Source organism: Achromobacter mucicolens (assembly GCF_029866465.1).
Lineage (GTDB): Bacteria > Pseudomonadota > Gammaproteobacteria > Burkholderiales > Burkholderiaceae_B > Achromobacter > Achromobacter mucicolens.
On record NZ_CP123364.1, the window covers coordinates 5,534,982 to 5,549,870 of the forward strand.

The 14,889-nt window shown below is 61.1% G+C and carries 14 protein-coding genes; 4 read left to right on the forward strand and 10 right to left on the reverse strand.

Features of this window, described 5'->3' with window-relative positions:
- Positions 1-233: 233 nt before the first annotated feature.
- The 3 genes from QEP15_RS25240 (at position 234) to QEP15_RS25250 (ending at position 4,286) form a co-directional block, all read left to right on the forward strand.
- On the forward strand, positions 234-2,408 hold the full coding sequence (locus QEP15_RS25240; protein ID WP_152382983.1) for a malate synthase G: 2,175 nt from the start codon (positions 234-236) through the stop codon (positions 2,406-2,408).
- 163 nt (positions 2,409-2,571) lie between these two features.
- Positions 2,572-3,189, forward strand: coding sequence for a TetR/AcrR family transcriptional regulator (locus tag QEP15_RS25245; RefSeq protein WP_056327123.1), 618 nt, complete (start codon positions 2,572-2,574; stop codon positions 3,187-3,189).
- A gap of 242 nt (positions 3,190-3,431) precedes the next feature.
- Positions 3,432-4,286 (forward strand): cysteine hydrolase family protein, encoded by an 855-nt coding sequence (locus QEP15_RS25250; protein WP_108696302.1) that lies wholly within the window; start codon positions 3,432-3,434, stop codon positions 4,284-4,286.
- A 108-nt stretch (positions 4,287-4,394) separates the two neighbouring features.
- On the opposite strand, the gene QEP15_RS25255 is transcribed toward QEP15_RS25250, so the two are convergent.
- The 5 genes from QEP15_RS25255 to QEP15_RS25275 all read right to left on the reverse strand — a co-directional run bounded on the left by QEP15_RS25255 (position 4,395) and on the right by QEP15_RS25275 (position 7,700).
- The gene (locus tag QEP15_RS25255) at positions 4,395-4,994 is read right to left on the reverse strand and encodes a TetR/AcrR family transcriptional regulator (protein WP_152382984.1); all 600 of its coding nucleotides are present in this window, start codon (positions 4,992-4,994) and stop codon (positions 4,395-4,397) included.
- A gap of 150 nt (positions 4,995-5,144) precedes the next feature.
- Positions 5,145-5,450, reverse strand: a complete 306-nt coding sequence (locus tag QEP15_RS25260) for a DUF4148 domain-containing protein (protein WP_152382985.1) — start codon at positions 5,448-5,450, stop codon at positions 5,145-5,147.
- 84 nt (positions 5,451-5,534) lie between these two features.
- Positions 5,535-5,840 (reverse strand): DUF4148 domain-containing protein, encoded by a 306-nt coding sequence (locus QEP15_RS25265; protein WP_152382986.1) that lies wholly within the window; start codon positions 5,838-5,840, stop codon positions 5,535-5,537.
- 84 nt (positions 5,841-5,924) lie between these two features.
- Positions 5,925-6,230, reverse strand: coding sequence for a DUF4148 domain-containing protein (locus QEP15_RS25270; protein ID WP_056327114.1), 306 nt, complete (start codon positions 6,228-6,230; stop codon positions 5,925-5,927).
- Between the two features lie 303 nt (positions 6,231-6,533).
- Entirely contained in the window at positions 6,534-7,700 is a 1,167-nt protein-coding gene (locus tag QEP15_RS25275) for a mandelate racemase/muconate lactonizing enzyme family protein (protein WP_226847582.1), read from the reverse strand.
- Between the two features lie 95 nt (positions 7,701-7,795).
- On the opposite strand from QEP15_RS25275, the gene QEP15_RS25280 reads away from it, so the two are divergent.
- Positions 7,796-8,725: a LysR family transcriptional regulator gene (locus tag QEP15_RS25280; RefSeq protein ID WP_280148230.1), complete on the forward strand. Its 930-nt coding sequence runs from the start codon at positions 7,796-7,798 to the stop codon at positions 8,723-8,725.
- Between the two features lie 27 nt (positions 8,726-8,752).
- On the opposite strand, the gene QEP15_RS25285 is transcribed toward QEP15_RS25280, so the two are convergent.
- The 5 genes from QEP15_RS25285 to ssb all read right to left on the reverse strand — a co-directional run bounded on the left by QEP15_RS25285 (position 8,753) and on the right by ssb (position 14,656).
- Positions 8,753-9,955 (reverse strand): glycosyltransferase family 2 protein, encoded by a 1,203-nt coding sequence (locus tag QEP15_RS25285; protein ID WP_152382989.1) that lies wholly within the window; start codon positions 9,953-9,955, stop codon positions 8,753-8,755.
- Positions 9,840-11,162, reverse strand: a complete 1,323-nt coding sequence (locus tag QEP15_RS25290; protein WP_280148231.1) for an O-antigen ligase family protein — start codon at positions 11,160-11,162, stop codon at positions 9,840-9,842. Before QEP15_RS25290 ends, QEP15_RS25285 begins: the two co-directional genes overlap by 116 nt.
- Entirely contained in the window at positions 11,159-12,604 is a 1,446-nt protein-coding gene (locus QEP15_RS25295) for a flippase (protein WP_280148232.1), read from the reverse strand. The genes QEP15_RS25290 and QEP15_RS25295 overlap by 4 nt, the downstream gene beginning before the upstream one ends.
- Before the next feature lie 136 nt (positions 12,605-12,740).
- Positions 12,741-13,652 carry a GumC domain-containing protein gene (locus QEP15_RS25300; RefSeq protein WP_193725341.1) on the reverse strand — a complete coding sequence of 304 codons (912 nt, stop codon included), beginning with the start codon at positions 13,650-13,652 and terminating at the stop codon, positions 12,741-12,743.
- A 500-nt stretch (positions 13,653-14,152) separates the two neighbouring features.
- Positions 14,153-14,656, reverse strand: a complete 504-nt coding sequence (gene ssb / locus QEP15_RS25305; protein ID WP_280148233.1) for a single-stranded DNA-binding protein — start codon at positions 14,654-14,656, stop codon at positions 14,153-14,155.
- Positions 14,657-14,889: the final 233 nt, after the last annotated feature.

Consider the following 14,889-nt stretch of genomic DNA (forward strand, 5'->3'; position numbering starts at 1 on the left):
TCTCCGCACCAGTGGTATGACCATGCGCGGTCGACGCTTGCGCGGCTCGGCCTTGCCTCGGTAAGTGGCTGATATCAAACCACAAAAATCGGTGCTTCGCCTGACGCTTACGTCACAAACTGGTATGACCAGCTGGTTTTCGTATGGACATCGGGGCGGGCGCGGACGATGATGTCAGCACCCCTCACCCGGCGCGGCGCGCCGGTCTGCCTTACTTATCGCCAGAGATCCGCATGACTCAACGCATCCAGCACCACGGCCTGCAAGTGGCGGCCAATCTCAGTCAATTCATTGAACAGGAAGCGCTGCCCGGCTCCGGCCTGGATGCCGACGGCTTCTGGCAAGGCTTTGCAGCCCTGGTGCACGATCTGGCGCCGAAGAACCGGGCCTTGCTCGCCGAGCGCGACCGCCTGCAGGCCGAGCTCGACGCCTGGCACCGCGCCCATCCTGGTCCCATCACGGATCCGGCCGCCTACCGCAAGTTCCTTGAAGGCATCGGTTATCTGCTGCCGCAACCGGCCACCGTGCGCGCCACCACCGACAACGTGGATACCGAAATCTCGCAGCAGGCCGGCCCGCAGCTCGTCGTGCCGATGTCCAATCCTCGTTATGCGCTGAACGCCGCCAACGCGCGTTGGGGCAGCCTGTACGACGCCCTGTACGGCACCGACGCCATCCCCGCCACGCCCGGCGACACGGGCCGCGGCTACAACCCGGAACGCGGCGCGGCCGTCATCGCGCGCGCACGCAGCTTCCTGGACACGGCCGCGCCGCTGGCGCAGGGCTCGCACGCCGATGCCAAGGGCTACACGGTCGAGGGCGGAGAGCTCCGCGTGGCGCTTGCCACCGGCGCAACCGGCCTCAAGTCCGGCGCGCAATTCGTCGGCTACCAGGGCGATGCGTCCGCCCCCACGGCCATCCTGCTCAAGAACAACGGCCTGCATTTCGAGATCCAGATCGACCGCGCCAGCACGATCGGCGGCACCGATGCGGCGGGCGTCAAGGACGTGGTGGTCGAAGCGGCGCTGACCACCATCATGGACTGCGAAGATTCGGTCGCGGCGGTCGACGCCGACGACAAGGTCCAGATCTATCGCAACTGGCTCGGCCTGATGAAGGGCGACCTGACCGAGGACGTCACCAAGGGCGGCAAGACCTTCACCCGCAAGCTCAACGCGGACCGCAACTACACGCGGCCGGACGGTTCGGCGCTGACGCTGCATGGCCGCTCGCTCATGTTCGTGCGCAACGTGGGCCATCTGATGACCAACCCGGCCGTGCTGGACCGCGACGGCCAGGAGATCCCCGAAGGCATTCTGGACGCCGTCGTCACCAGCCTGGCCGCGCTTCAGGACCGCCAGAAGAAGCTCAATTCGCGCACGGGCTCGGTCTACATCGTCAAACCCAAGATGCACGGCCCCGCCGAAGCCGCGTTCGCCAGCGAGCTCTTCGACCGCGTCGAAGACTTGATCCGCGTGCCGCGCAACACCCTGAAAATGGGCATCATGGACGAAGAGCGCCGCACCAGTGTCAACCTGAAGGCCTGCATCGAAGCCGCCGCCTCGCGCGTCGCCTTCATCAACACGGGCTTTCTGGACCGCACCGGCGACGAGATGCACTCGGGCATGGAAGCCGGCCCCATGATGCGCAAGGGCGACATGAAGTCCAGCGCATGGATCGCCGCCTACGAACGCAACAACGTGCTGGTCGGGCTGGACGCCGGCCTGCGCGGCCGCGCCCAAATCGGCAAGGGCATGTGGGCCATGCCCGACCTGATGGCCGCCATGCTCGAACAGAAGATCGCGCATCCCAAGGCGGGCGCCAACACCGCCTGGGTGCCCTCGCCCACGGCCGCCACGCTGCACGCGCTGCATTACCACCAGATCGACGTGCAGGCGGTCCAGCAGGAACTCGAACGCACCCGGCTGGACAGCGTGCGCGACGAGCTTCTGAATGGCCTGCTCACCGTGCCGGTCGGCGATCCTTCCAAATGGTCCGCCGCCGACATCCAGCAGGAACTGGACAACAACGTGCAAGGCATTCTCGGCTATGTGGTGCGCTGGATCGACCAGGGCGTGGGCTGCTCGAAGGTGCCCGACATCCACAACGTGGGGCTGATGGAAGACCGCGCCACGTTGCGCATCTCCAGCCAGCACATCGCCAACTGGCTGCACCACGGCATCACGAACCGCGATCAGGTCATGGAGACCTTCAAGCGCATGGCCAAGATCGTCGACGGGCAGAATGCGGGCGATCCGCTCTACCAGCCGATGGCAGGCAACTTTGACACCTCGCTGGCGTTCAAGGCCGCGTGCGCGCTGGTGTTCGAAGGGCTGACGCAGCCCAACGGCTACACCGAGCCGCTGCTGCACAAGTACCGCCTGGAGTACAAGGCCGCGCGCGCCTGATCCAGGCTGTGCAAGCGTGACCACGCCGGACGGCATTGCCGTCCGGCTTTTTTTTTCGGCTGACACTGCCCGCCAAGGCGATCGCGCAAGCCGGATCTCACGCCAGCATCCGCCCCGAATTAAAGGCAGCGACCTTTTCGCACGATCGTGCTAAATTCCCACCATGACAGCAAAGACCGAGAAAAGCGAACTCACCTTCGCGGCGATCGTGAACACGGCGCTCGACATGGCCGCCGCGCAAGGCATGGAAAGCCTTTCGCTGGGCCAGGTCGCCAAACGGCTCGGCATCAGCAAGAGCGGCGTGTTCTCGCGCGTCGGCTCGCTGGAAGCCCTGCAGCAGGCGGTGCTCGATGAATACGACCGGCGCTTCGTCGAAGCCGTCTTCACGCCGGCCATGGCGTATCCGCGCGGTCTGCCGCGCCTGAATGCCCTGGTTTCGCTGTGGATCGACCGCGCCAGCAATGTCGAGACGCTTACCGGCTGCATCTACGTGGCCGGCGCATTTGAATACGACGACGTCGACTCCCCGCTACGCTCGGTGCTGGAACACAACCTGAAACGCTGGCGCGCCGCCATGGTGCGCACGGTGAACCAGGCGTTGGAGGCCGGGCATCTGCGTCCCGACACCGATCCGCAGCAGCTGGTGTTCGAGGTCTACAGCCTGATGATCGGCTTGATGCACGACGCCCGGTTCCTTCGCGATCCCAAGGCGCACGAGCGCGTGAAGGCAGGTTACGAACGCCTCATCTCCACATATCGCAGCTTCAAGTACATCGAGTAGTCCCACCTTGCCGGCTCCGTCCCGGCATTTACTTTCGCTAAATTTCGCACGACCGTGCGAATATTGACAGGAGCAGGCCATGTGGATTCTCATTCCGATAGGCGCATTAGGCGTATCCTCCGTCCTTTGGCGCCAGTGGCGCGCGCTGCTGCGCCAGTTGCCCGACCGCGCCGACCATCTCGTGCTGTTCTGAGTCCGGGCGCCCGGGAATACCGTCCGGTTTCCACTCCGCCCCACACACCATGACGCGCTCCATTCATCTGCTGATCGTCGACCCGCAAAACGATTTTTGCGACCTGCCCGACGCTTATCGGCCCACCGATCCCCTGACCGGATCGCCGGTCGAGCCCGCCCTGCCCATCGCAGGCGCGCACGCGGACATGCAGCGGCTGGCGCGCTTCATCGACGCCACCGCTCACGCGCTCTCGTCGATCACGGTCACGCTCGATTCGCACCACCGGCTGGATATCGCGCACCCCACCTTCTGGCGCATGGGCAACGGCGACCCGGTGCCGCCCTTCACGCCGATCACGGCCGCTCAGTTGCGCGCGGGCGAATTCGTGCCACGGCATGATGACGACGTGCCCCGCACCCTGAACTACCTGGACGAACTGGAAGCCCGCGGCCGTTACACCCTGATGGCCTGGCCGGTGCATTGCGAAATCGGCACCTGGGGCCACAACGTGCATGCCGACGTGCGCGCCGCCTACGGCCGCTGGGAGGAAGACCGCCAGTTCATCGTGCGCAAGGTGCCCAAGGGCGCCAACCCCTGGACGGAACACTACAGCGCACTGATGGCCGAAGTGCCAGACGCCGACGATCCGCGCAGCCAGCTCAACCGCGGCTTGCTGGACTCGCTGGACCGCGCGGATCTGATTCTTGTGGCGGGCGAAGCGGGCAGCCACTGCGTGAAGGCCACCGTCGAGCACCTGGCCGAGCATCTGCCCGGCGGCAATCTGTCGCGCATCGTGCTGCTGACCGACTGCATGAGTCCTGTCGCGGGCTTTGCCAACGCGCAGGCCGGTTTTCTGCATCGCATGCGGGATCTTGGCGTGCAGCAACGCACCAGTACCGACATGGCCCGCGCGTTGGCATAGGCCGGCCGCCGTGCTGCCCCAGTGGTGCCCCTGGGCCCAATGACAACGGCCGCCTGCAAACGCAAGGCGGCCGTGAATCCGTGAAAGGCGGGTGCCGAAGCACAACGTTCAGGCTGCGTGTCCCGTCGTCTTGCCTTCGCATTCGACGTAAAGCGCGCTGATTGCTTCGCACAGCGCCGGCGGCTGCTGAAACAGTCGCGACACCAGCAGGCAGCCCTGGATCGTCGCGAACACGGCGCGCCCCGCGGCTTCGGGCGTTCCGGAAAACTTCAGCGTGCCCTGCGCCGCGCCTTCGGCCAGCACGCGGGCCAACCACGCTTCGTGCGCGCGGAAAAATCCCTGCAACGCGCCGCGGACCCGCTCGGACAGGCTCATCACGTCGGCGGCCAGCATGCCGCCCAGACAGAGTTCACCGGAACCGCACGCGGCCGATTCCATCATCGAGAGGTATTTTTCAAGCTGCGCCTGCGCCGGCAGCGTGGCATCGATTCCGCGCACCGCGCCAAGAGCGCGCGTGCTGTAGGCTTCGACGGCTTCGTAAAGCAGGTCGTCCTTGCCCGGAAAGTAGTAGTGGATGCTGGACGTCTTCACGCCCACATGCTCAGCCAGGTCGCGGTAGCTGAAGCCGTTGCATCCGCGCATGCGGATCAGCTTCTCGGCATGCGCCAGAAGCAATTCGCGAGTGGTGTTGGAAGTCGGGGTATCCATGGCTGCATATTACCTACTAATAGGTCGGCTCGTCATTGGGACGGTCCCTGATCGGTATTGCCGAGAGGGCCGCTCAAGCCGCCGACAGTGCCAGCGAACCCCGGCCGGGAATGATCCCGTTCCCGGGGTCCGCTTCGATTGCCATCTGCTTCAGCCTTGCACGGGCGGGTAGTCCAGTTCGCCGCCGTCGGTCAGGCCTTGGGCGCGGGCGGCGGCCAGTTCCTGCTTCACTTCGGCACGCGTCTTGTCGCCGGCGTGGGCATACGCGGTGGCGGCGTAGCCTTCTTCGCCCGACACCAGTTCACCGTTGGCGCGTGCGGCGGCCAGTTCTTGCTGCACCTGAGCGCGGGTCACCGTACTTTGCGTGTTCAAGGCGGGCGGGTAGTCCAGTTCGCCAGCTTGAGCGGCGCCGATGAAGGAGGCGGACAGGATCAGGGCGGATACGAGGGTCTTCATGAGAATGCTCCAGTCAATGTGAGTTGCTATATCGAAGTTGCGTTGGTGCTATCTAGTTGTAGATAGATAAGAGGCTGGAAAAAATCAGCCTTGAACGGGCGGGTAGTCCAGTTCGCCGCTTTCGGTCAGGCCTTGAGCCCGGGCGGCAGCCAGTTCCTGCTTCACTTGGGCGCGGGTCTTGTCACCGGCAAAAGCGATCGGGGCGGCGGCGTAGCCTTCTTCGCCGAACACCAGTTCGCCGTTGGCACGGGCGGCAGCCAGTTCTTGCTGCACTTGAGCGCGGGTCACGGTGCTTTGGGTGTTCAGTTCGGGCGGGTAGTCCAGTTCGCCGGCTTGGGCGGCGCCGATGAAGGAAGCGGACAGGATCAGGGCGGATACGAGGGTCTTCATGAGAATGCTCCAGTCAATGTGAGTTGCTGCGTCGAAGTTGGGTTACAGCTATCTAGTTATAGATAGATAAGCGGTCGAAAAAAATCAGCCTTGAACGGGCGGGTAGTCCAGTTCGCCGCTGTCGGTCAGGCCTTGGGCGCGGGCGGCAGCCAGTTCTTGCTTCACTTGGGCGCGGGTCTTGTCACCGGCGAAAGCGATCGGGGCGGCGGCGTAGCCTTCTTCACCAAACGCCAGTGCGCCGTTGGCACGGGCAGCGGCCAGTTCTTGCTGGACTTGAGCGCGGGTCACCGTGCTGTGCGTGTCCAGGGCAGGCGGGTAGTCCAGTTCGCCGGCTTGGGCGGCGCCGATGAACGAAGCGGAAAGAATCAGGGCGGATACGAGGGTCTTCATGGTCAATCTCCGAGATAAGTTAAAGTGTGCGTTTCAGTTAGCTATCTACTTGTAGGTAGATGTCGAGCGAAATAAAAAAGCGGTCCTACTGTATTTCTGGGTTCGGCGCCGGGCGGTTTTGTTGGGTGCGCCGCGTCGATGGATGAATCTTACCTACTACTAGATAGACAGCGCAAGCGGTTTAAGTGAAACAATTTATTTCGTGGGGCGGATTGGCAACACAGCCTGTAGGGGCCCGGCGGCACGCGCAACGCTGCGCCGGGCGGTCCGGCGACTCAGCCAACGGAGCCGCCCCACCCTGCGTCACGCCGACAGTGCGCGCATGACGGCATACAGATCGGACTTGCCCTCGAAGCCGATGCCAGGCAGATCGGGCATCGTCACATGGCCAGCTTCCACCTTCACGCCATCTGGAAACCCGCCGAACGGCTGGAACAGATCCGGATAACTTTCGTTGCCGCCCAGCCCCAGGCCCGCCGCGATGTTCAACGACATCTGGTGCCCGCCATGCGGCACGCACCGGCTGGCAGACCAGCCGTGCTGACGAAGCATCGCCAATGTGCGCAGATACTCCACCAGCCCGTAACTGAGCGCGCAATCGAACTGCAGATAGTCGCGGTCCGCGCGCATGCCGCCGTAGCGGATCAGGTTGCGGGCATCCTGCATCGAAAAGAGGTTTTCGCCCGTCGCCATGGGCTTGTCGTAGTAGTTGCGCAACGTCGCCTGAAGCTCGAAGTCCAGGGGGTCGCCGGCCTCCTCGTACCAGAAGAGATCGTACTGGGACAGCGCCTTGGCGTATGCAATCGCCGTATCCAGATCGAACCGCCCGTTCGCGTCGACAGCCAGCTTCTGGCCATCCTGCAGCACGCTGAGCACCGAGTCGATCCGGCGCAGGTCTTCGTCCAGCGATGCACCGCCGATCTTCTTTTTCACGACGGTATAACCGCGGTCGAGATAGCTGCGCATTTCGTCCTTGAGCGCGGCGAGGTCTTGACCCGGGTGGTAGTAGCCGCCTGCCGCATACACGAACACCCGACGGTCGGGCTGGCCATTGCCATAGCGTTCGGCCAGCAATTGGAAAAGCGGCTTGCCTTCGATCTTCGCCACCGCGTCCCACACGGCCATGTCGATCGTGCCGATCGCCACCGATCGCTCGCCGTGGCCGCCGGGCTTCTCGTTCTTGAACATCGCATCCCAGACCTTGTGCGGATCCAGGTTGCGCCCCGTGGCATCCGTGAGCGAATCCGGGTCCGCCTCCAGCACGCGCGGGATGAAGCGCTCGCGCATCAGCTTGCCCTGGCCATAGCGGCCGTTGGAGTTGAAACCGTAACCGACCACCGGCTTGCCGTCGCGGATCACGTCGGTGATCACCGCGACCAGGCTTAGCGTCATCTTGCTGAAATCGATGTAGGCGTTGCGGATAGGTGAACTGATGGGCAGGGTCTGCTCGCGGATATCGACGATTCTCATGGCTAGTCTCCAGTTGGGGCGCATCGTGAATCGATAGATTAGTGGCGCATCCCTGCCCTAGAATTCACCCAAGTTCATTTGATTATTAACTTCCAGTGAAAGCGGACCTTGCCTCAGAGCTGCAATTCTTTGTGCTGATCGCGCGGCTGGGCAGCCTGTCCGCAGCGGCGCGGCAACTGGACCTGACGCCTCCTGCGGCCACCAAGCGGCTCGCGCTGATGGAAAAGCGCCTCGGCGTGCGGCTGGTCAACCGCACGACGCGCAGCATCAGTCTGACCAATGAAGGCGAAACCTATCTGACCTACGCGGCTCGGATCCTTGCCGACCTGCGGGAAATGGAGGACGTGGTGTCGAGCAGCAGCGCGCAACCGCGCGGCCTTATCCGGGTCAATGCCACGCTGGGTTTCGGCCGCACGACCATCGCGCCGCTGGTCTCGGACTTTGCAAGGCGCTATCCGCAGGTCCAGGTCGAACTGGAGGTGACCGACCGTCCCATCGACCTGGTGGAAGGCGGCTTCGACCTGGCCATCCGCTTCGGCGAACTCCCCGACAAGCGTCTTGCCGCGCGGCGCATCATGACCAATCGCCGCTTTCTTTGCGCCTCGCCTCACTACCTGAAGGCGCACGGCACGCCCGCCACCCTTGCCGACCTCGCCCATCACCAATGCATTCTTCACCGGCAAAACGACGAAGCGCACGGCGTCTGGCGCTTTACGCATCAAGGCAATGTAGAGGTGGTGAAGGTCGAAGGCGGGCTTTCCAGCAACGACGGTGACATCGTTCTGGGCTGGGCCTTGGACGGCCACGGCATCTTGATCCGGTCGGAATGGGATCTGGCCAAATACCTGGAAAGCGGCCGGCTGCGGGTGGTGTTGCCCGACTTCACGCTGCCGTCGGCCGACCTATTTGTCTACTATCCGCAGCGCCGCAATCAGACCGCCCGCGCGCGCGCCTTCATTGATTTTCTGGTGCAGGCCCTTCTCCCGGCCGACGAACAACCGACGCCGGCCCCCGGGAAAAAGTAGCCGCCGCGACCAGCAGCGTCTGGCGGGTCAGCGCTTGACCGCCTTGTCCCAGCTCCAATGACGGCCCGCCATGTGCGCCTTGAGCACCGCCGGCGTCTGAGCCACCGTATCGATGGCACCGGTATATTCCCGCCCGCCGGCAACCGTGGGACGCAACGCCCGGCGCAGGAGCCTGACGAGCCGCTGGCGGCGATAACGCCTTTTCTCGAATGCCACTTTCTTAAGGAAATCAGAGCGCGGCATGCCGACGATGCCTGCGGCCAGCGGAATCGCCTGCTCAATCTCAGAAGCGTACTCGCCGTGCAACGTCTGGCACACGGCGATCAACCGCGCGAAATTGAATCGCGACACCTCGGCCGGGGATATTTTTGCAATGGTCTCCAGCGCCGCATGCGCCCAGACGGTTTCAACGGAAAAAAAGCGCGGCACCCCTTCCGTCCAACCGGCGCTTACGAACGCCTTGGTTTGCGATTCGACTCCCAGCTTTCCCTTGTGCTGGTTCATGGCGCTGCGGCCTGTATTGCTGCCGCCCGACGCGCCAGGAATGGTCAGAGGATAGTCGATCTCTACGAACCGGCCACCGCACAGCGCCAAGCCGATCGCGCCGGACACATCGGGGCTGGATCCATGGAAAAACGCGCCAGACAGCGTTTTCATTTTTTCGAGCAGGCTGCGCCGCACGATCCCGTGGTAGATCTTTGGAAGGCCATCCGTTCCCTGGGCGGCATTCAACAAGGCTGCGGACAGGCTGTCGGAAGACTCGCGAACAACCACGGGTCCGATCCGGCTCGGCAGATACAACCTGCCGGCGTGCCCCGCGCCAAAAATCTTGGACCTGAAATCCGGCCATACATAATTCGACATGACCTTCGGCGCGATAACGTCGATCTGATTTTCCTTGGCCCACCGCGCCGCCAGCAACGCGTCTTCCGTGATGGTGTCGTCGTCGCCGATCAGGCAGACAAACTCTCCGGAGGCGGCGCCGATCACATTATTGTGATTCCCGGTCATATCCAGCTTTTCTGCGGGCCGCAAATATTTGAACCGGGGGTCATCGCAGGGCGGATTATCACCCTGGCGAACCAACTCTTCGAGCAGTCCGTCTGTACTGGTGTCACTGACAACCAGTTCCAGGCTGCGATCCCCGATGGCCAGTATGGAGCGAACCGCATGAATCGCATACTTGGAGCGATTGTGCGTGGGAATCACAACGGATAGCAATATTTCCATTTTCTGAATAACTTATCGCAATTATCATCAGTCTTCCCGAGCCGGCGGGGAGGGCGTGTGTCAGTGCCAGAATCAACATGAATACAAGCAACACTTCGAATGCTGCCGAACCCACCAGGGGCTCGAACAGGGAAAACACCAGCAGTACAACAAAAACCACGCGCAGATAGCGGAACCACGGCGACGTCTGCTCTGCCCGGACCAGGTGCCTATAGATTAGCCGCAAGTACCATCCATACAATACGGCCCCGAATAGTCCGTAATTCAGAAGCAGCTGGAGGATGGAGTTATGCGTCCCCCAGACGTCCTCGATGCCCGGGTTGGCCTCGATGAACGTCCGGAATGTATTGGGGCCAATGCCAAACCAAGGGTGCTGAAGCCAAAGGTCGAAGCTGAACGCCCACAGCAACATGCGATTTACCGCGGAGCTCAGTTCGCTGGCAAACGGCCCACCATAGTCACGAAGCTGGTTTTGACCATCAATCGAAAAAAATAGAATCGCCAACGCGAATCCGACCACTGGCACGACCCACACGAGCCACAGCAGCCGCTTCCTGTCCATCATTAGCGCAACGAGGTACAACGCCAATATGATGGCACCGCCGCGGGACATCGTGCACAAAATGGCGATCGCAAAAAGCCACCGCAGCACGCGCATTCTAGCCGAAGCAAGTGCAAACAAAAATACGAGAAAGGCGGCAAGATAATTCGATCTACCAAGCGGCGTCGCGATAAACAACTTACGCGCGTAATAATCGCCCGGACTATATGTAGCGATGTAAAACAGCACAATGACGGTAAGTGCCAGCACGACGCCGCCGGTCAGCATCATGCGCACGATCCAATCCTGCTTGATGAACTGGTGAAACTGCGCGTAAAAAATCAACGTGCAAATTGCATAGATCATCGGCAAGGCGCCGGCGGCCGCCCGCATATGTGCTCCCTCGGGCGTCATCGCCACGCCAACCGCCCCAAAAACTACCGCTCCCGCCAGCAATATGGCGGGCGCGGGAATCACAATCCGGGGAAGCGCAATTGCCGTGAGCAGCAGCGGCAGGACAATGAATAATCCCATCGGGACGGTCATCGTGCTTACGCCAACAGGCACCTGTATATCGCCGACGAACAACAGAAAGAACGGAAGCAGGATGACAAACAACGCAAGCCGCGTGTCGAAACGGTAAGGCAACGCCATATCCTGAGTCATGCCCTGCTCCCACGGCCAAAACGCGCGCTGCCGCGCATAGCAATCAACAACACCAATGCGACAACCGCAGCCAGCCAGGCGGCACGGACGGATGGACTTGGCACGAGCGCTCCCACGAATCCCACTACTGCCAGGCCTGAAACCGAAAGGAGTCGAAGCTTCGCACTGGTGAACATCGAACGGTTCAGCACAAGCTTGACGCCCCAGAACATCAAAATGGCGTCAACCCCGACACGGAGAAACCACGCGATGGCGGCCCCTGTCAAGCCATAATTCCGCGCGAGAAGAAGCAACGCTCCCAGAAATAGCGGCACCTCGATCATATGAAATATGGCTGTCAAATGCGATTTTCCGGCCCCTTGAATGACGGTGAAGGGTATTTGAGCAATACAGGTAATAAACATGCCAGCCGAGAATATTTGCAGCAGCACATAGCTTTGCGACGCAAAGGATTCACCCACCCACAACGTCAAAAGCTCTTTGGCAAAAATCGCGATGGCCACCGTAATGGGCAACAGGGTCAGGAAAATCCAGCCCACTGCCTTGTTTATCAACGGCATTACCGTTTTGTCTTGCCGGGCAATCTGCGCCGCCAAAGCCGGGAACAACACGGCCGTCAAGGCGCCAGGCAGAATCGACAATTTGGTGATCAACTCTTGCGGCGTAACATAATAAGCAACGGCGGCCGACGAGATGACAGCGCCCACAATGAATCGATCAGCGTAACTCATGACGGGGCTGACGATATTGCTGATTGTCATCCACCCCCCTGAACTGCATAGCGGCCGAATCAGTGACTTGTCGAACTTGAAGGGCCCCACATCGTCCGGCAGGTAGCGCTTCGCGTACCACGCATGCAATGCGCACGTCACCACACGCCCACCGGCCAGAACCATCGTTATCACGTCCAGCCGGGGCGGGCCATAAAGCACCACGGCCAGAGGCCCCAAAAAGGTCAACAGGCCCATCGGCAGCCTGATCAGATTGATGACCGCGAATGCGTGCCTGGCCTCCAGAATCCCTCGAAAGCCCGCAGTCAACACGACAGCGGGCATGGCCAGCGCCATGATCCAGATGGCATTGAGCACTTCCGCCTGGTCCGGCACGGCGCTGATGAATCCCAGCCCCCAGGGGCCCACCGCAGCCATCAATGCGCCCGCAACGATGCTGAAAAGCGCGATCACTGCGATGGCGGTAACCACCAGGGCGCCCACTCGCCGCCGCTCCTTGCCTTCGAGCATCACCGCAAGATGCTGCGTCAACGCACGGCCGAGTCCCAGGTCAAACAGGCTCAGGTAGCTGACGACTGCCCAGATCAGCGTCAACAACCCAAACCGTGCATCCCCCAATTCGCGGATGAGAACCGGAATGCTGAATACTGCGGTGAGTAGCGGAAGCCCCAGGCCGAGCAGGTTGTAAACGGAATGTCGGATTAATTTCACGGATAGACCAAAGGAAGTTTCCGTAACATAAAGGATGCTCTAGGGCTGACATTCGAAGCCCTTCCAGGCAATCTTCATTGCTACGAACCCACAAGCCGTCAAGGATGCCGCAGGCGCCGCGTCAAGACGTCGACTGCTACTTTAAGAGAACAAAACGCGTCTTGCCTCGAATAACCAAAAAGATGAAGCCGCACAAAATCCCCAACAACATCGCCGGAGGCAGCAGATTTCTCAGTCTTGGAAATACCGGCTGCACAAGGATTTCGGCCTGGGCGACATCCGCCGAATAGTGCCCTGCCAAAGCAATGCGATCATCCAACTCGTCTATGGATCGGCGCAAAATTCCGATCATCAGTTCGCTCTGGGAAATTTCGGCTCTTAATTGCGGAGCAAGCCAGAGCGACACATCAGGATCACCCCGCACAACGTAGTTGTACTTGCGGCCCAAGCTCTCAAATTTTCTTCCCTCCGCCGCGACCTCGCCATCATATTTATTACGTAAGTCAATCAGCGCTTCCAGGCGCGCGTCCATCACCTTGTCGTGAGACGCGCGTACCTGCTTTTCAATTGCGTTGACATAGACCTGCAGTTGGTGGTGCGAATATCCCAGGTAATCCACTCTAAGCAGTTGGGTGCCGGGAATCGGCCTTACAGTCAGCGACTCACGAAAGAGTTTAGCGTCGCGCGATGCGCCGCCACCCTGGCCGGGCGACGCAGCATTTGCCGACGACACCACCGCGTCAACGAATTCGTGGCTTTTCATCCACTCCGAAGTCAGCGAGACCTGTTCCAGCAATTCGGGTTTTAGGTCATGTCCTGCTTTGACATCGCCGACACGGACGATAAGAATCGCCGGCCATTTTTTCGGCACAAAAAAATAAGCCGCAACGCCGCAGGCGACTCCAAACACTGCAGCGATTGCCAGTGTTTTCCAGTTGCAGAATAAACGCCCCCAAAAAATTTCCCTTGGATAATCGCCACGCGGCGTCACCGGCGCGTCAGCACCGTTTTCCCGGGCCGCGGCGTTAATCAAGTTATTGTCGCGCACTATCGATGTTCCTTTTTCGCAGCATTTTAGGCCAGTGACGGACCATTTTTTCAGAACAATCGGTTGACCGCCGAAGAGGCTATCAGAGAGTCACGTCCGGGGCAAGCGGCAGCGCCGCTCCGGACACAAGGCAAAGCCCGGAATAGTTAAACAATCGGCGCAATCCATATATAGAATTCACATTGTTACCAATATCCACCAACCATTGCGTAACCCGTGAAATTATTACCTTGCAGCTATAGATGTAATTTAGGTCTGGTAAGCCGTCGTGCGGAGGGTCCGTTCCGCTGGCAGATGCGCACATTTTTGTTCCACCAAAACCGGTGAAGTCCAGACTTGGTGGCAGAACTTAATCGGAATGCGTGAAATTCAACCGCTACACAGCATGGTTGATACCCGAGATGCAGGTAAGCAAGTTCGTAGACCTCTCCGCCCGCCCTTCGAGACGAAAAAAATGGCGGACCCGAAGGTCCGCCATTTTTGGCCGAATTGAAATTCGCTCAGAACGGAATATCGTCGTCCATGTCCGCCAGATTGGCGCCGCTGCTGGCCGGGGCCGCTGCGGGAGCCGCCGGGCGCTGCTGGGGCGCGGGGCGCTGCGCCGGGGCGGCGCGTTGCTGGCGCGGGGCGTCGTCGTAGCCGCCACCGCCACCGCCGCCGCCATCTTCGCGGCCACCCAGCATTTGCATCTGGTCAGCGACGATTTCGGTGCTGTAGCGGTCGGCGCCGGTGTCCTTGTCTTGCCACTTGCGCGTCTTGAGGCGGCCTTCGATGTAGACCGAGCGGCCCTTCTTCAGGTATTCGCCGGCGATTTCAGCCAGGCGGTTGTACATGACGACGCGGTGCCATTCGGTTTCTTCGCGCTTTTCGCCGCTGGCCTTGTCCTTCCAGGACGAGGTCGTGGCGATCGACATGTTGCAGATTGCGGCCCCGTCGGGGCTGTAGCGGACTTCCGGGTCGCGACCCAGATTGCCCACGAGTATGACTTTGTTAACCGATGCCATGCCGATGTCCCTCTGTTGTTGACAGCCTGCGATTCGCGTTGCCGCGAGCGCGCCGGCAACAACATAAAAAAGCGATGTTGAAGACCGGCTTCATGAAAGTCGCCGGTCAGCGAAGCGATGACCGGCGATTGCTCAGGTGAAGCCTGTGTTGATGCGTATTATCGACGAAAGCGCTCGCCGCGCCAAACGGGTTCGGTGACAAATCGATCACCGCTGGCAAACCATTTCGACGC

Excerpts from the sequence above, each read along its gene's own strand:
- QEP15_RS25240 (WP_152382983.1), top strand. The coding sequence starts at position 234 with ATGACTCAACGCATCCAGCACCACGGCCTGCAAGTGGCGGCCAATCTC.
- QEP15_RS25245 (WP_056327123.1), top strand. The coding sequence starts at position 2,572 with ATGACAGCAAAGACCGAGAAAAGCGAACTCACCTTCGCGGCGATCGTG.
- QEP15_RS25250 (WP_108696302.1), top strand. The coding sequence starts at position 3,432 with ATGACGCGCTCCATTCATCTGCTGATCGTCGACCCGCAAAACGATTTT.
- QEP15_RS25255 (WP_152382984.1), bottom strand. The coding sequence starts at position 4,994 with ATGGATACCCCGACTTCCAACACCACTCGCGAATTGCTTCTGGCGCAT.
- QEP15_RS25260 (WP_152382985.1), bottom strand. The coding sequence starts at position 5,450 with ATGAAGACCCTCGTATCCGCCCTGATCCTGTCCGCCTCCTTCATCGGC.
- QEP15_RS25265 (WP_152382986.1), bottom strand. The coding sequence starts at position 5,840 with ATGAAGACCCTCGTATCCGCCCTGATCCTGTCCGCTTCCTTCATCGGC.
- QEP15_RS25270 (WP_056327114.1), bottom strand. The coding sequence starts at position 6,230 with ATGAAGACCCTCGTATCCGCCCTGATTCTTTCCGCTTCGTTCATCGGC.
- QEP15_RS25275 (WP_226847582.1), bottom strand. The coding sequence starts at position 7,700 with ATGAGAATCGTCGATATCCGCGAGCAGACCCTGCCCATCAGTTCACCT.
- QEP15_RS25285 (WP_152382989.1), bottom strand. The coding sequence starts at position 9,955 with ATGGAAATATTGCTATCCGTTGTGATTCCCACGCACAATCGCTCCAAG.
- QEP15_RS25290 (WP_280148231.1), bottom strand. The coding sequence starts at position 11,162 with ATGACTCAGGATATGGCGTTGCCTTACCGTTTCGACACGCGGCTTGCG.
- ssb (WP_280148233.1), bottom strand. The coding sequence starts at position 14,656 with ATGGCATCGGTTAACAAAGTCATACTCGTGGGCAATCTGGGTCGCGAC.